This window comes from Anaeromassilibacillus sp. An200 (genome assembly GCF_002160025.1).
GTDB classification, from domain to species: domain Bacteria; phylum Bacillota; class Clostridia; order Oscillospirales; family Acutalibacteraceae; genus Caccousia; species Caccousia stercoris.
In genome coordinates this window covers 1-14,664 of record NZ_NFJU01000053.1, presented here as the reverse complement: position 1 = coordinate 14,664, position 14,664 = coordinate 1, and the positions used below count along the sequence as shown (strand labels likewise).

The following is a 14,664-nucleotide window of genomic DNA, read 5'->3' as shown; positions in this document are numbered from 1 at the left end:
ATAAGGCAGTCACGCTCGGTTTTGACTGCCTTATCGTGTTTGTGGACAAAACGGATAGTGGGTAGCTGTCTATATAAATTCTTATGATACTTTATCGCACATGAGCATTAGCTCCGGGATTGTCATTTCCATATCCTTCCAAAAGATTGATGACGCCCCACGCACCCAAACCGGCGCCCAGCGCAACAACCAAAATCTGCAGGGTATCAATAGCAGAAGTGAAAAAACTCATATAGGGTAATTACCTCCTTATCAAATGAAAAATGATACTGTTGTGGCCGTTTTTGGCCTGAAACGCAAAAAAAGCCGCCCGCTGCTTGAAAAGAGAACAAACAGCGGGCGGCGAACGCAGTCGTATATCCTGCGGACTGTGAGTAAATTCAGGAGAATCACGGCTCCTTACCAATAGGCACCTCCTTAAAATGGGCATAAAAAAACAAGGCCCGCCGAAAAGAATGGGAAACTTGTAAATCGGCGGGCCTATTCGGTATCGTCTGCGGATTCTTCCGCCAGTTCGGACGGGCTGATCTCATAGTTGAGGAACAGATCGTCCGGCCTCACCCGCAAGCGGGTAGACAGGTATTTCTCTATATCGAAAGTGTTTTTCAGGTTGAAATCCGAAAGGTACTTATAATTGGGATGTTTTGTAATATCGTACTTTCTGGACAGGAAGGGCCGGACGCCGCGCACCTGCAGCAGACACTTCCCGCCGTCCATCACAGCAAGCTCGTCCATGGACATCAGATCCTTGCCCAGCTTTTGGAAGTTCTGGCCGTGGGATTCCTGCGTGCCCTTCGTGACGCTGGTATTATACATATCAATGGTTTCTTTCCCCAGCAGGGTGCTCCAGCTTTTTAGGGTGGTTTCTTCCTTTCCTCCCAGGAATAAGCTGGAATCACAGTTGCCGATGATGGTGTCCATGTTATCCTTATACAGTGCTTTCAACTGGCTCTGCGCCTGCAGCACCAGGCAGGCCGAAATCTCTCTTGACCTGATCGTTGCCATGAGTTTTTCGAGGTTCGGAATCTGCCCAATGTTCGCTGCCTCGTCGATCAGGCAGCGCACATGCACCGGCAGCCGGCCTCCATACTTATCATCCGCTCTTTCGCAAAGCAGGTTGAAAAGCTGCGTATAGGCCATGCTGACAAGGAAGTTGAATGTGGCGTCCGTATCGGAAATGATAAAGAACAGGGCTGTTTTCCGGTCCCCGACCAAATCCAGCTCCAGTTCGTCATACATGGTGATCTCCCGGACTTCCGCAATATCAAAGGGTGCTAATCTGGCTCCGCAGGAAATCAGGATTGACTTTGCTGTTTTGCCTGCCGCCAGTTTATACTTCTTGTATTGCCTGAGGGCGAAGTGGTCCGGGTCTTTCTGCTCCAAAGCGTCAAAGAGAAGGTCAACCGCGTTTTTGAACGATTCATTATCCTCCCGGACCTCCATGGCATTTATCATTTCTACCAAAGTGGAGAAGTTCTGCTCATTCTTGGGAGCCTCATAATAAATGTAGCCGATCAGTGCCGTATAAAGTAATGTTTCGGCCTTCACCCAAAAATCGTCCCCGGATTTTCCTTCCCCTTTGGTATTGGCGATCAGCACTGTCACCAGCTTTAATATATCCTTCTCCGAATGTAGATACGCGAAGGGATTATAGTGCATACTTTTCTTAAAGTTAATGGTATTGAATACCTTGATCTGATAAGGCTCATAAACGATCTTGCCTTTCTTATTGCGTAGGGGCTTGCCGTCCTTGCCCAGCTTGGGAGCGCCGCGGGACAGCAGCTTTCCGCACTCCACCAGGACAGTGCCCTTCGGGTCTGTCACTACATAGGAGGAATGGAGCTGCATCAAGTTCGGCTTGATGAAGAAGCGGGTTTTCTGATCGTGATTACCGGATAGCTTTTTATCTATCCCTCCGGGGCTTTCGCCCATTTCCATCGGCATGGCGTCCATGCCCGGCATAGCATACCTTTTCGCCTAGCAAAGACCGGCAGGCGGCGCGGACTCGTGGAGCCGTTATATTCTGCCGAAACAGGGTCAGGCTCTATGCGTTGCGTGTGACTTCCTTTTTACAGGCAAGCCTTCCACTCTGATTAGGGCGCGACACCCTTCCAGGTTTCTTCCGCACTGATACCCTCGACCTGCAGCCGGTATTGGTCGAGGCGGCGAAAGCAACGCCCATTCGCGCATTTCAAGCATTGCCTGTCAGTCCACCACTGCCGCTTCCTCCAACGACAAGGACATTTTTATTCCGGGCAAAAGCCGGATTTTTTGGCCTGCCGGACATCATCAGCCCCTCCGTCTGGGTCAGAATGATGTTATTTTCCGGCTTGGGGTCCATAAAGGGAGCAATATCCGCCTTCGTGCCCCAGCGGGCGCTCCCGTATTCCACATCCTTCCTGTACTTTTTGGCATTTTTACCTTTCACATAGACCACCAGGCGAACCACTGCGGCGCCAATCAACCCGATCAGCCAGTCAACCGCCGCGCCGGGCATAGAAGTCTGAAAGGCCAGAGTAAAACCATCCGCCAGCCCCAGCAGCTTTGTGGAAGCGTCAACACCGGGAGCCAGCCGCACCGCTTCGCCAACCTTGGCAAAGAACCAAAGGAATATAAGATAAGGAAGGTTCGGAAGCACATATTTTTTCAGAATATCCGTCATCTTCATCGCTCCGGCCCTCCATGCTCCTTGTTCTTTACAGGATCGCGGGCCATCTTCCTTGCCATCTCTTTGAATTTCGATAACTGGGAGAGAAGGGACGGCCTGTTTTCACGTTTTACCGTCTTTTGCGTATATTTCTTGAAGGCGGCTTCGATAGCATCGGCTTGATTGGCCTTAAAGTACACGGTCCATTTAGGAGGGGAAACACTGACATCCTTCTCCACATGGTAACGGACCTTATATTTCTTTGCATACCGCTCAAAAGAGCGAATCCGTTCCTCAACCTCGATCTTATGGGCGTCCGGCGTCTGTGCCGTAAGGCGGCGCATACTGTTCCGGCCCACTTTTGGGGTATTGCGCTCTTTTTCAATTTTTCGCAAGGCAGCGGCAATAGCAGCCTTCATCACACGGCCCGTCAGCTTTGTGGCCTGGACAGTTACGGATATGGATTTCCGTTCAAGTTCTTCCTGCAATCACATCCTCCTTGCATTTATAATAGGTAGAAAATCATCTGGCCTCCGTTTGGAGGGCTTGCTGCCGGGGCGCTTTTTCAAAGTCTTTGGCCGCCTGTGCTACCTGCACACGGGCATGGTCGAGAAACATTTTTAACATGGAACGGGGAGAATCCCTTTCCACCAGCTCACCGGTCATGCCGCTGCACTCGTCAGGCAGGTAATCCTCAATGCCTTTTAAGGCTTCCTCATTACTGCCAATAAAGCCCCAGCAGCTATCCTCCAGCTCGCCGTCTTTATACAGTTCAAAACCGTAAGCCTCACCGCGAAGGTAGGAATCGTAACATTCCACTTCACCGCGCATACAATCCTCGGCTTTTTTCCGGGTGGCAGCAGTAAAGGATTTGCCACCAAACTCCCGGAGGGCATCTTCTTTGGAGGCATAGATCCATCCGACCTGCCCGCTGTCCCAGGGGCAGGAGAAGCCCGTGGTATTCATGGTAATGCCGCTATGGTCGTAAAGATACAGCGGCAGCATAAGATATTTCTGTGAGATCACTTTCATCAGCCGTTCATCCACCTGGCGTTCATAATCAGGAGAACCAAAAGGCGCTTTGATTTTGTAATTCATCAAATCCAGCGCCCGCTCATAGCGGTGGGCGCCCCGTTCATCATCACCCACAGTTTTCAGATACAGATCCCGGAGAAAATCATCTTTATCTATGTAATTATGATGGTCGCCCAAGCTATACTGCCGGTGAAAGCAGACCATTTTCCCAAAATTGTCATCCTCACGGGGATTGAATGGGGAATCGTCCTGCTGGACCACCAGCAAATACGGGCCGCGTGTCGCTGTCAGCATCTTTGACCTCCTTCCTAAAGCTCCGGCCCGGATTTGTGGGGCGGCTTTTGTGTCATATCTTTATTTTCTGTCCCAGGAACCGGCTGCTTGACCGCAAGAATTTTGCCGCCGATTCGCACAAAGGACTCCGGCGCCAGAAATTGCTCCTTATATTTTTCCATCAGGTCAGGGGAAAGATCTGAAAAATCTTCCTCACCAAGCCCGGTGATAAGAAAATTACCGGCAATGATGTCGTAAACCTCACCGGCGTCATCCCGCAAAGCACGATTCAAGGGCAGCCCCAGGAATTTTCCTTCCTCATTGCAAATCAGGGCCACGGGGTCCTCATAAGGGTATACTGCCTGGATAAGACCGTCTACCGCCGCCTGCAAAGACCTCAGCCCCGGCTCGATGTCTGCCTCATGGGGAATTTTCCCCGGTTCAACCATTAAAACCTTCATCTATGAATATCCTCCTTTTTCTTGTCAGGCGCCTTTGGCGGTGCTGCTTTTTCCTGTTTCTTTGCATCCGAGAGCTTTTCCAAAACCGAAGCCCGTTGTGGCTTGCCCGAATCACGCCCAGGCGCAGATACAGATTTTTCCGTCACCTGTCCTTCCAGGGTATATCCTGGCAAGAGAGCGCCATGTACGGTAAAATGCTGCTTGTATTGATTTGGAATCGGAGGGGAAATCTCTGTGAACAAATGAGAATAGGCTTTCTTCCGGCCATCCAGATACTTCATGGCAGCATTTTTATCTGTATAGCGTTTCTGACTCTGCCCGGCAATTCTTTCTCCATACCCCTTCTTAGGGGAATTTACATAAACATCCCAGGTGACATACCAGGCAACCGGCACACTCTGTTTCGTTTCCCGGTCATATTTCGTATCTTCCCAAACGCTGCAGGTCATCTTATAAACACGGTTGCTGATTTCTTCGCCATCCCGCCAGTTATCCTTTGACTGCCACTGATTAGATGTATGAGCAACCTCCGGGGTCCGCAGATATTCCAACGCCCGGTTGATGGTCTGTGTCGCCGCCGCCTGCTGTTCCCATTGCTTTGCCGCAGCCAAAACAATCTCATAGGCTTTTTGCTCACCATCAATGCTTCCCTGGCACATGGCCTCCAAACTTTCCGTGCCCATGGCGATCAAAGCAGAAATATCTACATTTTCGCAGGAAACACTATGTTCCACTTTTAATTCATATCCGGGTTTTAAGTCATCCCCATAACGATAAACACGGTAATCCTTATTTTCTTCCAATCTTTCACCTCCATCAAAGTTCCGGCTCATGGGTCTTATTTTGTTTTGGCGCTGCTGGCGTTTTGCTCTGCTCTTTAGTAGCGGCAAGTTGTCCTAAAATAGAAGGCTTCTCCCCACCAAAGAGGGAAAGCTGTTCTACATCCGTGATAACCGGCATGGAATCCATGCGAGAAGGCGTAGGTGCGGCCACTGGCCGAGTTTCCTCCAATGTCTGCGGGTGATCGGAATGGGTGAGGAAATGCTCCCGCTTTAGATCCGCAAAAACTTCATCAAAAACAGCATTGATGGCCTTGCGTTCCTCGCCCTCCGGGAAGGCTTTCAAGATTTCCATTTTCCCATCCTTGCCGGTGGCAAAAGTAGCGGCGCTGTCGGCGTGGCCCGCCAGGTAGTCCGAAATTTCAGGCGCCAGCTTATCTTTGATATAGCAGGCGAAAGCCCTGGCGGTCATCTCCGTATTGCTTTCCCAATAGCCGCCGTCCTTTTCGCACTCTTTGCCCATACGGATAGAGTTTTTATAGAAATCCGTTTCTACACGGCCAATCTGCGGAGGTTCCTGCGTCTGCATCCCGGACAGCATATGCTCGAAAATCTCCAGCCGGTCACGCTCACTCTTAGGGATCACCCGCCCGGTAACAGATTTCTTGAAATCATTTAACTGTTCCACAGAGCCGGGGACACCCAAAAGAAATTCTTCCCGAAGGACCGCATAAGCCTCCATGTGCATCTCGTCATTTGCCGCCCGTTTAAGCGGGGTGAGTACCGCCGAATCCAGCCAGCTTGCCGCATTTTTCCGGGTACGTTCCACCTGCGTCTCTGTCCGGGCCGCGGCCTGTTCCGGTGTTTCCGGCTTATATTTCATGGTTTCAATCAGTTTTTTGAATGGCTCATACAGGTGAGAATGTTCAGAAAGAAATCCCTTTGCTCCCATTTTCACGCCCAGGTAATCATCAAGACCATGCCACCACTCATGGGCCAGTGAACCGGCTCCGTGCATTTTGGTAAGATTGATGACCTTCCGCAGCGGTTCATAGTGGGCGGCGGCATTTCCGCTGCCGCGGGCGCCAAAGGCAATCGAGAGCGTTCCCTGGTAGGAAATATCCTTTTCACTGATCTGCAGGACAGCCGCCAGGTCTTTAAGAGCGTCAAACCCCATATTCAGAGAAGCGCGCCGGTCATTCTGCGTCATCCAGTTTCCAAACTCGCCGCCCCGGAAAGCAAAGGCGTCAAGATAATCCTGCCCGATCACATCACGCTTTCCGCGGTAATCCGGGCCGGTACGCCGGACGCGGGAAAGCTGCTGCGGTACAAATCGCTGTTTACCGCTGGCTCCGCGCTGTCTGGAAAGATCCTGAACCCATTTCAGAGCTTCCTCACGGGTGGCAAAATTCGTTTTCAGGATCGTATAGCCCTTCGTGACATAGTAGGTATCGGGAAGCCAGTCATTATTTTTCGAGTAGGTCCTTTTGCCATCATTGAACCGAATATCATACCCGCGGGGAACCTTTTGCTCGGCGGGGACGCCAAACTGCTTTTTTACAGCCTCCCGAACGATTTTCCGGTCAAAGTCCTGCATCCCACGGAAATATAGGGCATTTACCAGCTTATCGGTGATTACCGGGTTATCCCGCCCCTTTGGGGTGGCCCGGATATACCCGCCGCCGATCCCGTGAGAAATACGCTCACAGTAACCTCCGCCGATGATAAGAGACTCAAACACGCCCATAGCCTCCTGAATCGTCTGAACCTTTTCAACGGCTTCCTGCACCTGACGGACGGTTGCAATGTACTCTTTCTGCCGCGCCAGGCGCTTCTCCGGCGTATCATCAGAACGCAGATAACGCGGGGAGGCGTTCAGGCTGTCACGCACAACTTTCCGAAAGTACAGAATATCCACCGGGACGCCGGATTGGATCAAGGCATTATAATCCGGCTTTTTCCATACATTATCTTTTTTGACATACTTATCGGCCTCGCGCTCGTTCATACCCAACAGGTCATCCACATACAGGCCGCGGGCTGCCCAAAGGTCCTTTTTGGCGCCGCCGATCTTTTCACCGAAATCTTCATGTACGATTTCTTTCGCCATCTAACTCCACCTCCTTTATCAGCGAGAGTATATATTTTTTTGCTTCCGGCACATTAGAAAAAGCGCATGGCCTTCCAGACAGATAGGCCAGCGCCCGGTTCCATTCAGATATGGGATATAAATGGTTATCTATTTCAAGCATGATCCCGAAAGCGGGGAGCGTACACCAAAGCCGCAGATCCGAAATGAACACATCCAGCCGGTCAGCAAGGGTGTCAAGCAATCCCATTGCCATGACACCTACCGTTCCGCTTTGCTTACAGCAGGCACAGTTTTTTTCGCTGGCGGCTGCACCTTCTCGCCATTTTCCTGCATAGCCCTTAAAACGGAGGGCCTGCGTTCAGCGGATTCCTGCAAGCGGGTTACACTGTCAATGGCTTTTTCGATGCTCTTTTTGGCGGCGGTCATGCAGGCACGATCCGCTTTATAGGGAGCCGCAATCACCTTAGAAAACCTGCCGGGGCTTTTGACTTCGGCCACCGGTTCTTTGCCCACCAGGGCGCGGCCCATGTTTTTCAAATGCCTGCCCGCCTGATGGTATTCAGCGGAAAGGGTCTGGATCTTGGAAACAGCGTTATCGTCAATACGAATACTGTTATCAATCGCTTTCCTGATCCCTTCCAGCATGGGTTTGACATGGAAAAACCGGGAAAGGCCATCCAGGGCAGAAGTGCCGCGCTCTTTGAAAGCCGAAAGTGCTTTTTGGCAGCCTTCGATAATGTGATCTTTCAGCTCCGCCAGCTTTTGGCGCATATTGGATATATTATCCTCCAGCGACTTACAGCTCTTTTGAAGCACAGCTTTCAGAGAGCGGCTCTGCACCTGTTGAAGCTCCTGGCGCATAGTTTTCAATTCCTCTACGGCCTCGGCCAACCGGCTTTCCAGCTCGCCAACATGGGCAACCATTTCAGCAAAATCCTTGCCGCTGGGGGAAGGGTTCTCTTTCAGGACGGCCAGCAATTCCTTCACATACTCATTTTCCACAAGAAGCTGTTTGTTCCTTCGCTTCACTCGTCTGGCGTCCTCCTTTCTCCGGGCAGCTTTCCCCGGCAATCTTACTTACGATTTCCGGCCCGGATTCATAAATCTGCATCAGCCTCCGGGCCATGCTGCAGGGACGGGCAGCACCCGTTGTCCAGAGGCGCACCGTGGAAGGGGTGACATTCATTAGCAGAGCGAAGGCTTTTTCATTGGTTTCCAGCTTTTTCATCAAAGCCTTAACCATGGACGGGCTGTACTCCGGGCAGCGGGCAGCCCCGGCGATTACCTGAATCGCGGATTTGTCGTTATTCATTGGGTTTTCCTCCTAAATTGAAACAGCCGCCTGTTTTTGGCGGCTGGCGTGTTTTTCTTCGCGGATCGCTTGAAGCGTGCGCTGTAATTTTTCATTGTAGTCTTTCCCGCTGCGGGGAGGATTGACAGACACCCGGATTTTAGAAAATCTCTGGTCTGATTTCAGCAGTGCCTTGATTTTCCGGGCGTTGACCCGGCCCGCAAGGTCATTGTCCAAGTAGAGGGCAACACGGGTGATCTCCGGGTGGCGTTCCAGGAAAGCGACCAGGGCCACAGGGGAGGTCCCGCCCAGGGAAAGCCGGTAGCCATTCCATTGCCAGCCCTCCAGCTTTTGGAGCGTAGCATGGGAGAGGGCGTCAATCGGAGCCTCAAAAACCGCCAGGTGGCGGCTGCCCGGCTGATCCGGCGGGTAGCAGAAGCTAAACCGCTTATCGCTGCCGCTGATGTCCTTTTTCAAGTTACCTGCAATTCCGCGGACGCAGGCAAACCGGTCCGTACCGGTATCATCCCGGCCAACAAAAACGCAAACCGCCTCGTTGTTATAGCGGGACTCATAGAATAGGCCCAACTGCATACACCGTCTGATGATGTCCGAATGGATTCCCCGGCGTTGAAGATAAGAAACAGCAAAGGTGGCACAGCGTTTCCCCCTGGGGAGGCGGAAGGGCTTTTTCTCCACCGGTTTTCGCTGTTCCCGGCTGCCGGAAGCTGTATAATGGGAAACAACAGGGGTTCCGCTGCCTATCAGCCGTTCCACAGCATCCACAAAGCTGTACCCCCGGATCTCCATGAGATAATCCACGGCGTTGATCTTTCGTCCACGGCTGTTCCAGTACCAGTAATTCTTACTTGCCACATAAACCAGGCTGTCATGCTCATTATGGCGGTAATTGGCGCCTTCCTGTTTCAGCACACCGCTTTCGTTGGAAAGCAGATAAGCCAGCAGATCAACTTCCCGTGCCTGGTCGATCTGTTCCTGGCTTAACTTCGGCATAATTTCAGCGTTTCATGGATTTTCATGGCGCTCGGCCTCCTTTCTGTAATTTTTTCATGTGAGTACGCAGGCAGCTCCCGTCCGTACTCCAGCACACAAAACCATGTGAAGGAAAAGGGCAGCCTGCACAATCCGGTTTCATCGTGCAATACATTTTTTCGGTTTGAGGACGCTTTTCCTCCCGCCTGGAAGCATATACCGGGCGTCCGTTTCTTTTGCCCATAGATGCATCCCCCTTTAGCCGTAAAGATCGTGATTGACTTCGGCCCGGTAATAGCTGTCCATGGTAGCCGGCGCGTTATAGAGAGCCGCCAGCAGATAGGACTTGATATTCCGAACCTTGGTCGTGTTATTATCCAGGCAGTCAAACACGTACTCCACATGAGAGAAGTTCACTTTCAGAAAGCGGCTTTTTACCACCTCACGGGGGTAGTCATCACCGGCAATGCGGATATATGGCCGCTGGGAGAGGACCGTCTGCAGCATCAGCTCAACCAGTTCGTCCACACGCTCATACCCATACCGGTGGACAAGAGCCTCAAATTCAATATTTTCTTTGATAATCTCCCGGTAGGTATCTATCCTATCAATCCTATCCCTATCCATCTCCGTGTTACCATCAGGCGTTCCTCCAGAGGCCGGATAGATTGATTGATGGATATTTGATATATCCGTAATTGATTTTTCAGTAATTGATTCTTGTATATTTAATTGGGCGGGTTTTTCCTGTTCAGGTTTTCCCAAAACAGGTTTTACCTGTCTTGGATTTACCTGTCTTGGATTTTCCCGTTTAGGTGGCAGAATAGTGTCCTGCTCATCAGGAGGCACAGGTTTCTCATGGATGACATACTCAATATCGCCCAGCCTGCCATGCGCGTCACGGAGCCGCTGCCGGGTAAGATACCCTTGCTTTTCCAGCTCCTTGATCGCACTGCTGATAGAATCCACCCCATCTTTACAGATATGGGCCAGCCCCTTAGTCGTATAGTCCCAATTATCAGGCAAGGACAACATCAACGACAGCAGCCCCTTTGCCTTCAAAGACAGCGACACATTCCGAAGATGGTGATTGGACATGACCGTAAAATCTTTTGTCTTTTCAACTCTGAACACTGCCATTTGACATCCTCCTTCCTGGCAAGTCGTTATACTGAGCAGCAGCTACAAATCTCTGTCTTTATGGTCGTAATTCAAATAGCCATTGTGTACCTTGGCATGGTTCTTTAGTTTGATAAAGCCGCGTTCCTGATTCTCCAACGCTTTCTGATACCCTTCATCCGTGAGAAACAGGCGCATCTTATCGCCTTTATAGCCGACAGGGGATTCAAAAGAAAGCACATCAAAGACAACCATGTGGCGTACCTGCGGGTCAAACCGCTCCAGGGCCATAATGTCATGGCCTTTCAGCTTTTCAGCCCCGGATTGCTGCCGGGCCAATGCGATCCGCTCGCCCATAGTGCGAGGGTAAGGCAGGTGATAATTCTTCTGGATGTCCTTCACCAGATCCATGCACTGTTCATCCGACAGAACCCGCAGCTTTGCCATGAGGCCCCGCACCATATCACGTTGCTCCGGGTTACGGGTAAAACGGGCTGTCATATACAGTTCATCCAGCACTTTGGCCTGGCAGTCGCCGTCAACCTGAAACAACTGCCTTTTTTCTTCTTCGTTAAGTTCCATGTGAATTTCCTCCTTCTGAAAATGGGCGCAAAAAAGGGCGCCCATCAGATCAGATGAAACGCCCTAACAAACAGCGGTCCGGTAAAACACCGCACCGCTGCTGTAATATTCAATTTTGTCTTTTAGGTAACACCTCCCATCATTCGACAGATTTTTCGTTAACTATCAAGGTTGGAAAAGGAATTGAATAGGCAACGACAAACGCTGAAACCCTTGAAAATACTGGGTTTTTCCGTTTGTCTTTATTATACCGTAAGGGCACACTTTCGCCACCATGGCTCTCTCCAGCGGCGTGGATGTGAAGACGCTGTCCAGCATGCTGGGCCACTACAGCGCCGGATTTACCCTCGACACCTATACGCACATCACCAATGATATGCAGAGAGGTGCGGCGGAGAAGATCGGCGGCTTCATGGAAACGGCCACGGCCAAACCGGAACCGGAGCCGCCTGACCCGCCGGAGGAGAGCCGGTGCAGGGTGATACCGTTCGAGAGAGTGGGATAACCGGGGATCTCCATATAAAAAGTCAGAATGCATCCGCAAAGGATGCACTCACAACTTGTCGAAAAAGTCCAGCTTATGCTTGATCTCATTGAGATAAGGCACCCAAATGCAGCCGTCTCCGGTTTTCATCCCGGAGGCGGCTTTAATAAACCCATACACCATAAAAGAGGGCATAACAAAAGCGCGTAGTTGTCCCGGATTATGCGCGGTGGAGCCAGTTCCCGCTCGCGGGTGGTTGGCTTATTCATGGACTCGGTCGCTTGGATATACCGTTTCTCCTCTGCATTAGTAGCAATAAAGTCCACTTCCTTGTTTATCACAGGCAAGCACGAAAAAGCATGCCTGTCCATATTCAACCAGCAGTTCAATGACAATTGATCAAGTTTGGAGTATGCTTGACCCATCAAATCGTTCCGCCGGGGAGTGACATAGGGAGGTATGATCCATGAATATGAAAGATGCGTTTCGATTCCAGAATAAACTGAAAGGCCTGATGTGTGAGGCCACTGCCATCCTTCAGGACCGACGCAATATCGTCAAGGTCAAGACCACTCATCTTCGGAGCAAGGTCATGTCCGATGCCCAGGATGCTGTAGTGGAGGAAACTGCGCCCAGTGAGTATGCCGGCCATGCCAACCAGGTAGCCGCCTTCCTCATGTCCTTGCTGGAGGAGCGGGAGAAATTGTGCCGGGCTATCCATGCCGCCAAGAACGCATTGGATTTGGATATGGACAGCGAGGTGGGCCTGAACCGGCAGCGTCAGGAGTTGGCTGAGGTATTCCGCCACATGACCATGCTTCGCAACAGTGAAAAGACCATTGCCGGCGGAGGCTCCGGCTTCCGATTCAACGGCGAGGGAAACCAGGTCTCCTACCGCTGTGATGCCACGCAGGTCACCACCATCGACTTTGACCGGAACAAGATCCGAGGCATGGCCACGGCGCTCAGCAAGAGGGCCGACGAGATCTCCATGTCCCTGGACAAGTGTCTGGTCAACACCGAGGTATCCTATGAGCCGCCCTTTGACATGAATGACAGCTTTGAGGACATCCTCAGCGACTTCATCGAAAAGAGCACGGCTGCATAAATGCCGTCACCACACCTTCAGGTGTGGTGGGCGTGGCAGAATGGATAGGCAGTGATGATCGGTTCAGGCGCAGATGAATTATGATGCTGCGCATCCCCCGGCAAAGAATGGACTGCATCTGATGAATGCAACATGAGCTCATAACTCATTGTGAAAGGCTCGTCAGTCGACTCCATCCTCGTCCACCGAAATACTGTCATTTCTAACACACATCCATTGTCAAAAGCAGGATTCGACCTTACGCTTCTCTGATATTTGCCATAATGGCGTGATATTCTATTTATGAAGTCGCTTGTTCACCCAAGGGCTGCGGCCGTCCGGCAGGATCGCGGCAGGCCTATGGACACAGGCGGATAAGGATCTAAGCGGTTTTGAAATTCTGCCATGCCCACTGTACCTGAAGAAATTTCCACATAAAAAGACCTGAGCAGCAGGCGGCTGCCTGCTGCTCCAAAGAAACGATATGAGAAGTGGAGATGATGATCTCGTTCATCGGCACCTGGAGCAAAGCGCTCAGTGCATAGAGGTTATCTACACTGGGAAGGCTCTGGCCCCGTTGCCATTTGTAGATGGCTTGCGGCTCCTCAAATCCGAAATAGTGCTGGAGATCTCGGACTGTCAGGCCGCGATCCTTCCGGAGTCGGCAGATATTCGCCCCGGTAGCCACAGGATCGATGACAGGAAACTGAATCATGGACATATGGATCGCCTCCATTCATCGGGATGATCTCCGCCTCAGCGGAGTATTTTAGTATACCTAATGTGCACTGAAATAGCAAGGGATCTTTGCCATTTGTAATGAGATTGTTATAGAAGAGTCTACGCTCGGAACATCCTCAGTGCCATCCGTATATCAGCCAGCGATTGCTGTGCTGTGCCCTCTGGGGTGCTCACACCAAGACAAAAAGAAGGAGATGATCAGCTGTGACGCAGTTGATTCTATTGGACAAACGCAGTAAGAAAGCCCGGCGGGAATACCACGCGAAACAGCGTGGCTCCTGGCACGGGGTCAACCCTATTACCCGGACCGTACAGAGCAGGAAGACTTATGACAGAGCAAGAGTTAAACAAGCGGATCGCCGAGATCTTGGGATCTACTAAAAACGAGCCCGGATGCGGCCGGCGTTCTGGCCGCCAATATCGCCGCACCCAGTGCGTCAGGCACTCAGACCATCTTCTATTTTTGATTCAACACAGCAGGTATGCACCAAACATGGGGTATATCAAGGGAGACTATGAGAGATTAAGAACGTTACTTCATTCTGGACTGCACGTTCAGTATATGAAGTCCAGCAATTGTCAACGGTATCTGAAGCGAAGATCCAATCGAAAGGTCCGTAAGTATTTCGACCTATCGAAGAAGGGCAACCAGTATCGCAAAGTGTTCGAATACTGGTGGACGCTCTATTGAATTTAAGATTGGTCAAAGATCGACTTATAGCAAGAGAAATCCTGCTTCACGACCTACGCAGCGTAGACATGCGATCAGGAGTAGCCGACAACGGCACCGATATAACGGAAAAATGCGGAAGTTTCCCCGTTAGGGATGGGTTAGGGATTTGGCGTTTTCGGTGGCTATCCTTGCTCATGCGCCTGCCGCTGTTCTGCCCCTGGGATCGCCGCAAAACAGCAATCAGCAAAACCTCAAAAATCAAACCAAAAACGCAGAAAAACCGCCTAAACAGGCGGTTTCAGCCTGTCGAAAAAGGTCACCGATTGGTGGCCTTTTTCTCGTATAAAGGGAGAAAATGCGGTATAATGAGTTTGGGGTGATAAAAATGCTGGTAAAGAATGCAGAAA

13 protein-coding genes and 4 pseudogenes are annotated in these 14,664 nt (G+C 51.1%); 2 read left to right on the top strand and 15 right to left on the bottom strand.

The annotated features are described in order from the left end of the window. Positions 1–103 precede the first annotated feature (103 nt). The 14 genes and pseudogenes from B5F35_RS16120 to B5F35_RS16050 form a co-directional block, all read right to left on the bottom strand. Positions 104–232: pseudogene (locus tag B5F35_RS16120) on the bottom strand (Maff2 family mobile element protein); the annotation flags it as partial. Positions 233–480: 248 nt separating this feature from the next. Next, positions 481–1,884 (bottom strand): annotated as a pseudogene (locus B5F35_RS16115) (VirD4-like conjugal transfer protein, CD1115 family); the annotation flags it as partial. Between the two features lie 328 nt (positions 1,885–2,212). Beyond that, positions 2,213–2,668, bottom strand: a pseudogene (locus B5F35_RS16110) (VirD4-like conjugal transfer protein, CD1115 family); the annotation flags it as partial. Beyond that, on the bottom strand, positions 2,665–3,135 hold the full coding sequence (locus tag B5F35_RS16105; protein ID WP_087242585.1) for a PcfB family protein: 471 nt from the start codon (positions 3,133–3,135) through the stop codon (positions 2,665–2,667). The pseudogene B5F35_RS16110 and the gene B5F35_RS16105, both read right to left, overlap by 4 nt. A gap of 34 nt (positions 3,136–3,169) precedes the next feature. Beyond that, positions 3,170–3,976 carry a hypothetical protein gene (locus B5F35_RS16100; RefSeq protein ID WP_087242584.1) on the bottom strand — a complete coding sequence of 269 codons (807 nt, stop codon included), beginning with the start codon at positions 3,974–3,976 and terminating at the stop codon, positions 3,170–3,172. 14 nt (positions 3,977–3,990) lie between these two features. Further along, the gene (locus tag B5F35_RS16095) at positions 3,991–4,416 is read right to left on the bottom strand and encodes a DUF3846 domain-containing protein (RefSeq protein WP_087242583.1); all 426 of its coding nucleotides are present in this window, start codon (positions 4,414–4,416) and stop codon (positions 3,991–3,993) included. Continuing rightward, positions 4,413–5,219 carry a hypothetical protein gene (locus B5F35_RS16090; RefSeq protein ID WP_087242582.1) on the bottom strand — a complete coding sequence of 269 codons (807 nt, stop codon included), beginning with the start codon at positions 5,217–5,219 and terminating at the stop codon, positions 4,413–4,415. The genes B5F35_RS16095 and B5F35_RS16090 overlap by 4 nt, the downstream gene beginning before the upstream one ends. A 13-nt stretch (positions 5,220–5,232) precedes the next feature. After that, a complete protein-coding gene (locus B5F35_RS16085; protein WP_087242581.1) occupies positions 5,233–7,305 on the bottom strand; it encodes an LPD1 domain-containing protein in 2,073 nt (690 codons plus the stop codon). Further along, positions 7,283–7,534, bottom strand: coding sequence for a hypothetical protein (locus tag B5F35_RS16080; protein WP_140401262.1), 252 nt, complete (start codon positions 7,532–7,534; stop codon positions 7,283–7,285). Before B5F35_RS16080 ends, B5F35_RS16085 begins: the two co-directional genes overlap by 23 nt. 11 nt (positions 7,535–7,545) lie before the next feature. Beyond that, positions 7,546–8,316: a DUF6674 family protein gene (locus B5F35_RS16075; protein ID WP_087182599.1), complete on the bottom strand. Its 771-nt coding sequence runs from the start codon at positions 8,314–8,316 to the stop codon at positions 7,546–7,548. Continuing rightward, positions 8,279–8,599: a helix-turn-helix domain-containing protein gene (locus B5F35_RS16070; RefSeq protein WP_087182600.1), complete on the bottom strand. Its 321-nt coding sequence runs from the start codon at positions 8,597–8,599 to the stop codon at positions 8,279–8,281. Before B5F35_RS16070 ends, B5F35_RS16075 begins: the two co-directional genes overlap by 38 nt. Positions 8,600–8,611: 12 nt before the next feature. Then, the gene (locus tag B5F35_RS16065; protein WP_087182601.1) at positions 8,612–9,592 is read right to left on the bottom strand and encodes a toprim domain-containing protein; all 981 of its coding nucleotides are present in this window, start codon (positions 9,590–9,592) and stop codon (positions 8,612–8,614) included. Positions 9,593–9,829: 237 nt separating this feature from the next. Continuing rightward, entirely contained in the window at positions 9,830–10,711 is an 882-nt protein-coding gene (locus tag B5F35_RS16055) for a DUF6017 domain-containing protein (RefSeq protein WP_087242578.1), read from the bottom strand. A gap of 42 nt (positions 10,712–10,753) precedes the next feature. Then, positions 10,754–11,272 (bottom strand): DUF5720 family protein, encoded by a 519-nt coding sequence (locus B5F35_RS16050; RefSeq protein WP_087182604.1) that lies wholly within the window; start codon positions 11,270–11,272, stop codon positions 10,754–10,756. A 259-nt stretch (positions 11,273–11,531) separates the two neighbouring features. Here B5F35_RS16050 and B5F35_RS16045 point away from each other — a divergent pair. Further along, a pseudogene (locus tag B5F35_RS16045) lies at positions 11,532–11,777 on the top strand (tyrosine-type recombinase/integrase); the annotation flags it as partial. Positions 11,778–12,222: 445 nt separating this feature from the next. Beyond that, on the top strand, positions 12,223–12,864 hold the full coding sequence (locus B5F35_RS16035; protein WP_087242577.1) for a hypothetical protein: 642 nt from the start codon (positions 12,223–12,225) through the stop codon (positions 12,862–12,864). Between the two features lie 361 nt (positions 12,865–13,225). On the opposite strand, the gene B5F35_RS19695 is transcribed toward B5F35_RS16035, so the two are convergent. Further along, positions 13,226–13,564 carry a helix-turn-helix domain-containing protein gene (locus B5F35_RS19695; RefSeq protein ID WP_334260211.1) on the bottom strand — a complete coding sequence of 113 codons (339 nt, stop codon included), beginning with the start codon at positions 13,562–13,564 and terminating at the stop codon, positions 13,226–13,228. Positions 13,565–14,664 lie beyond the last annotated feature (1,100 nt).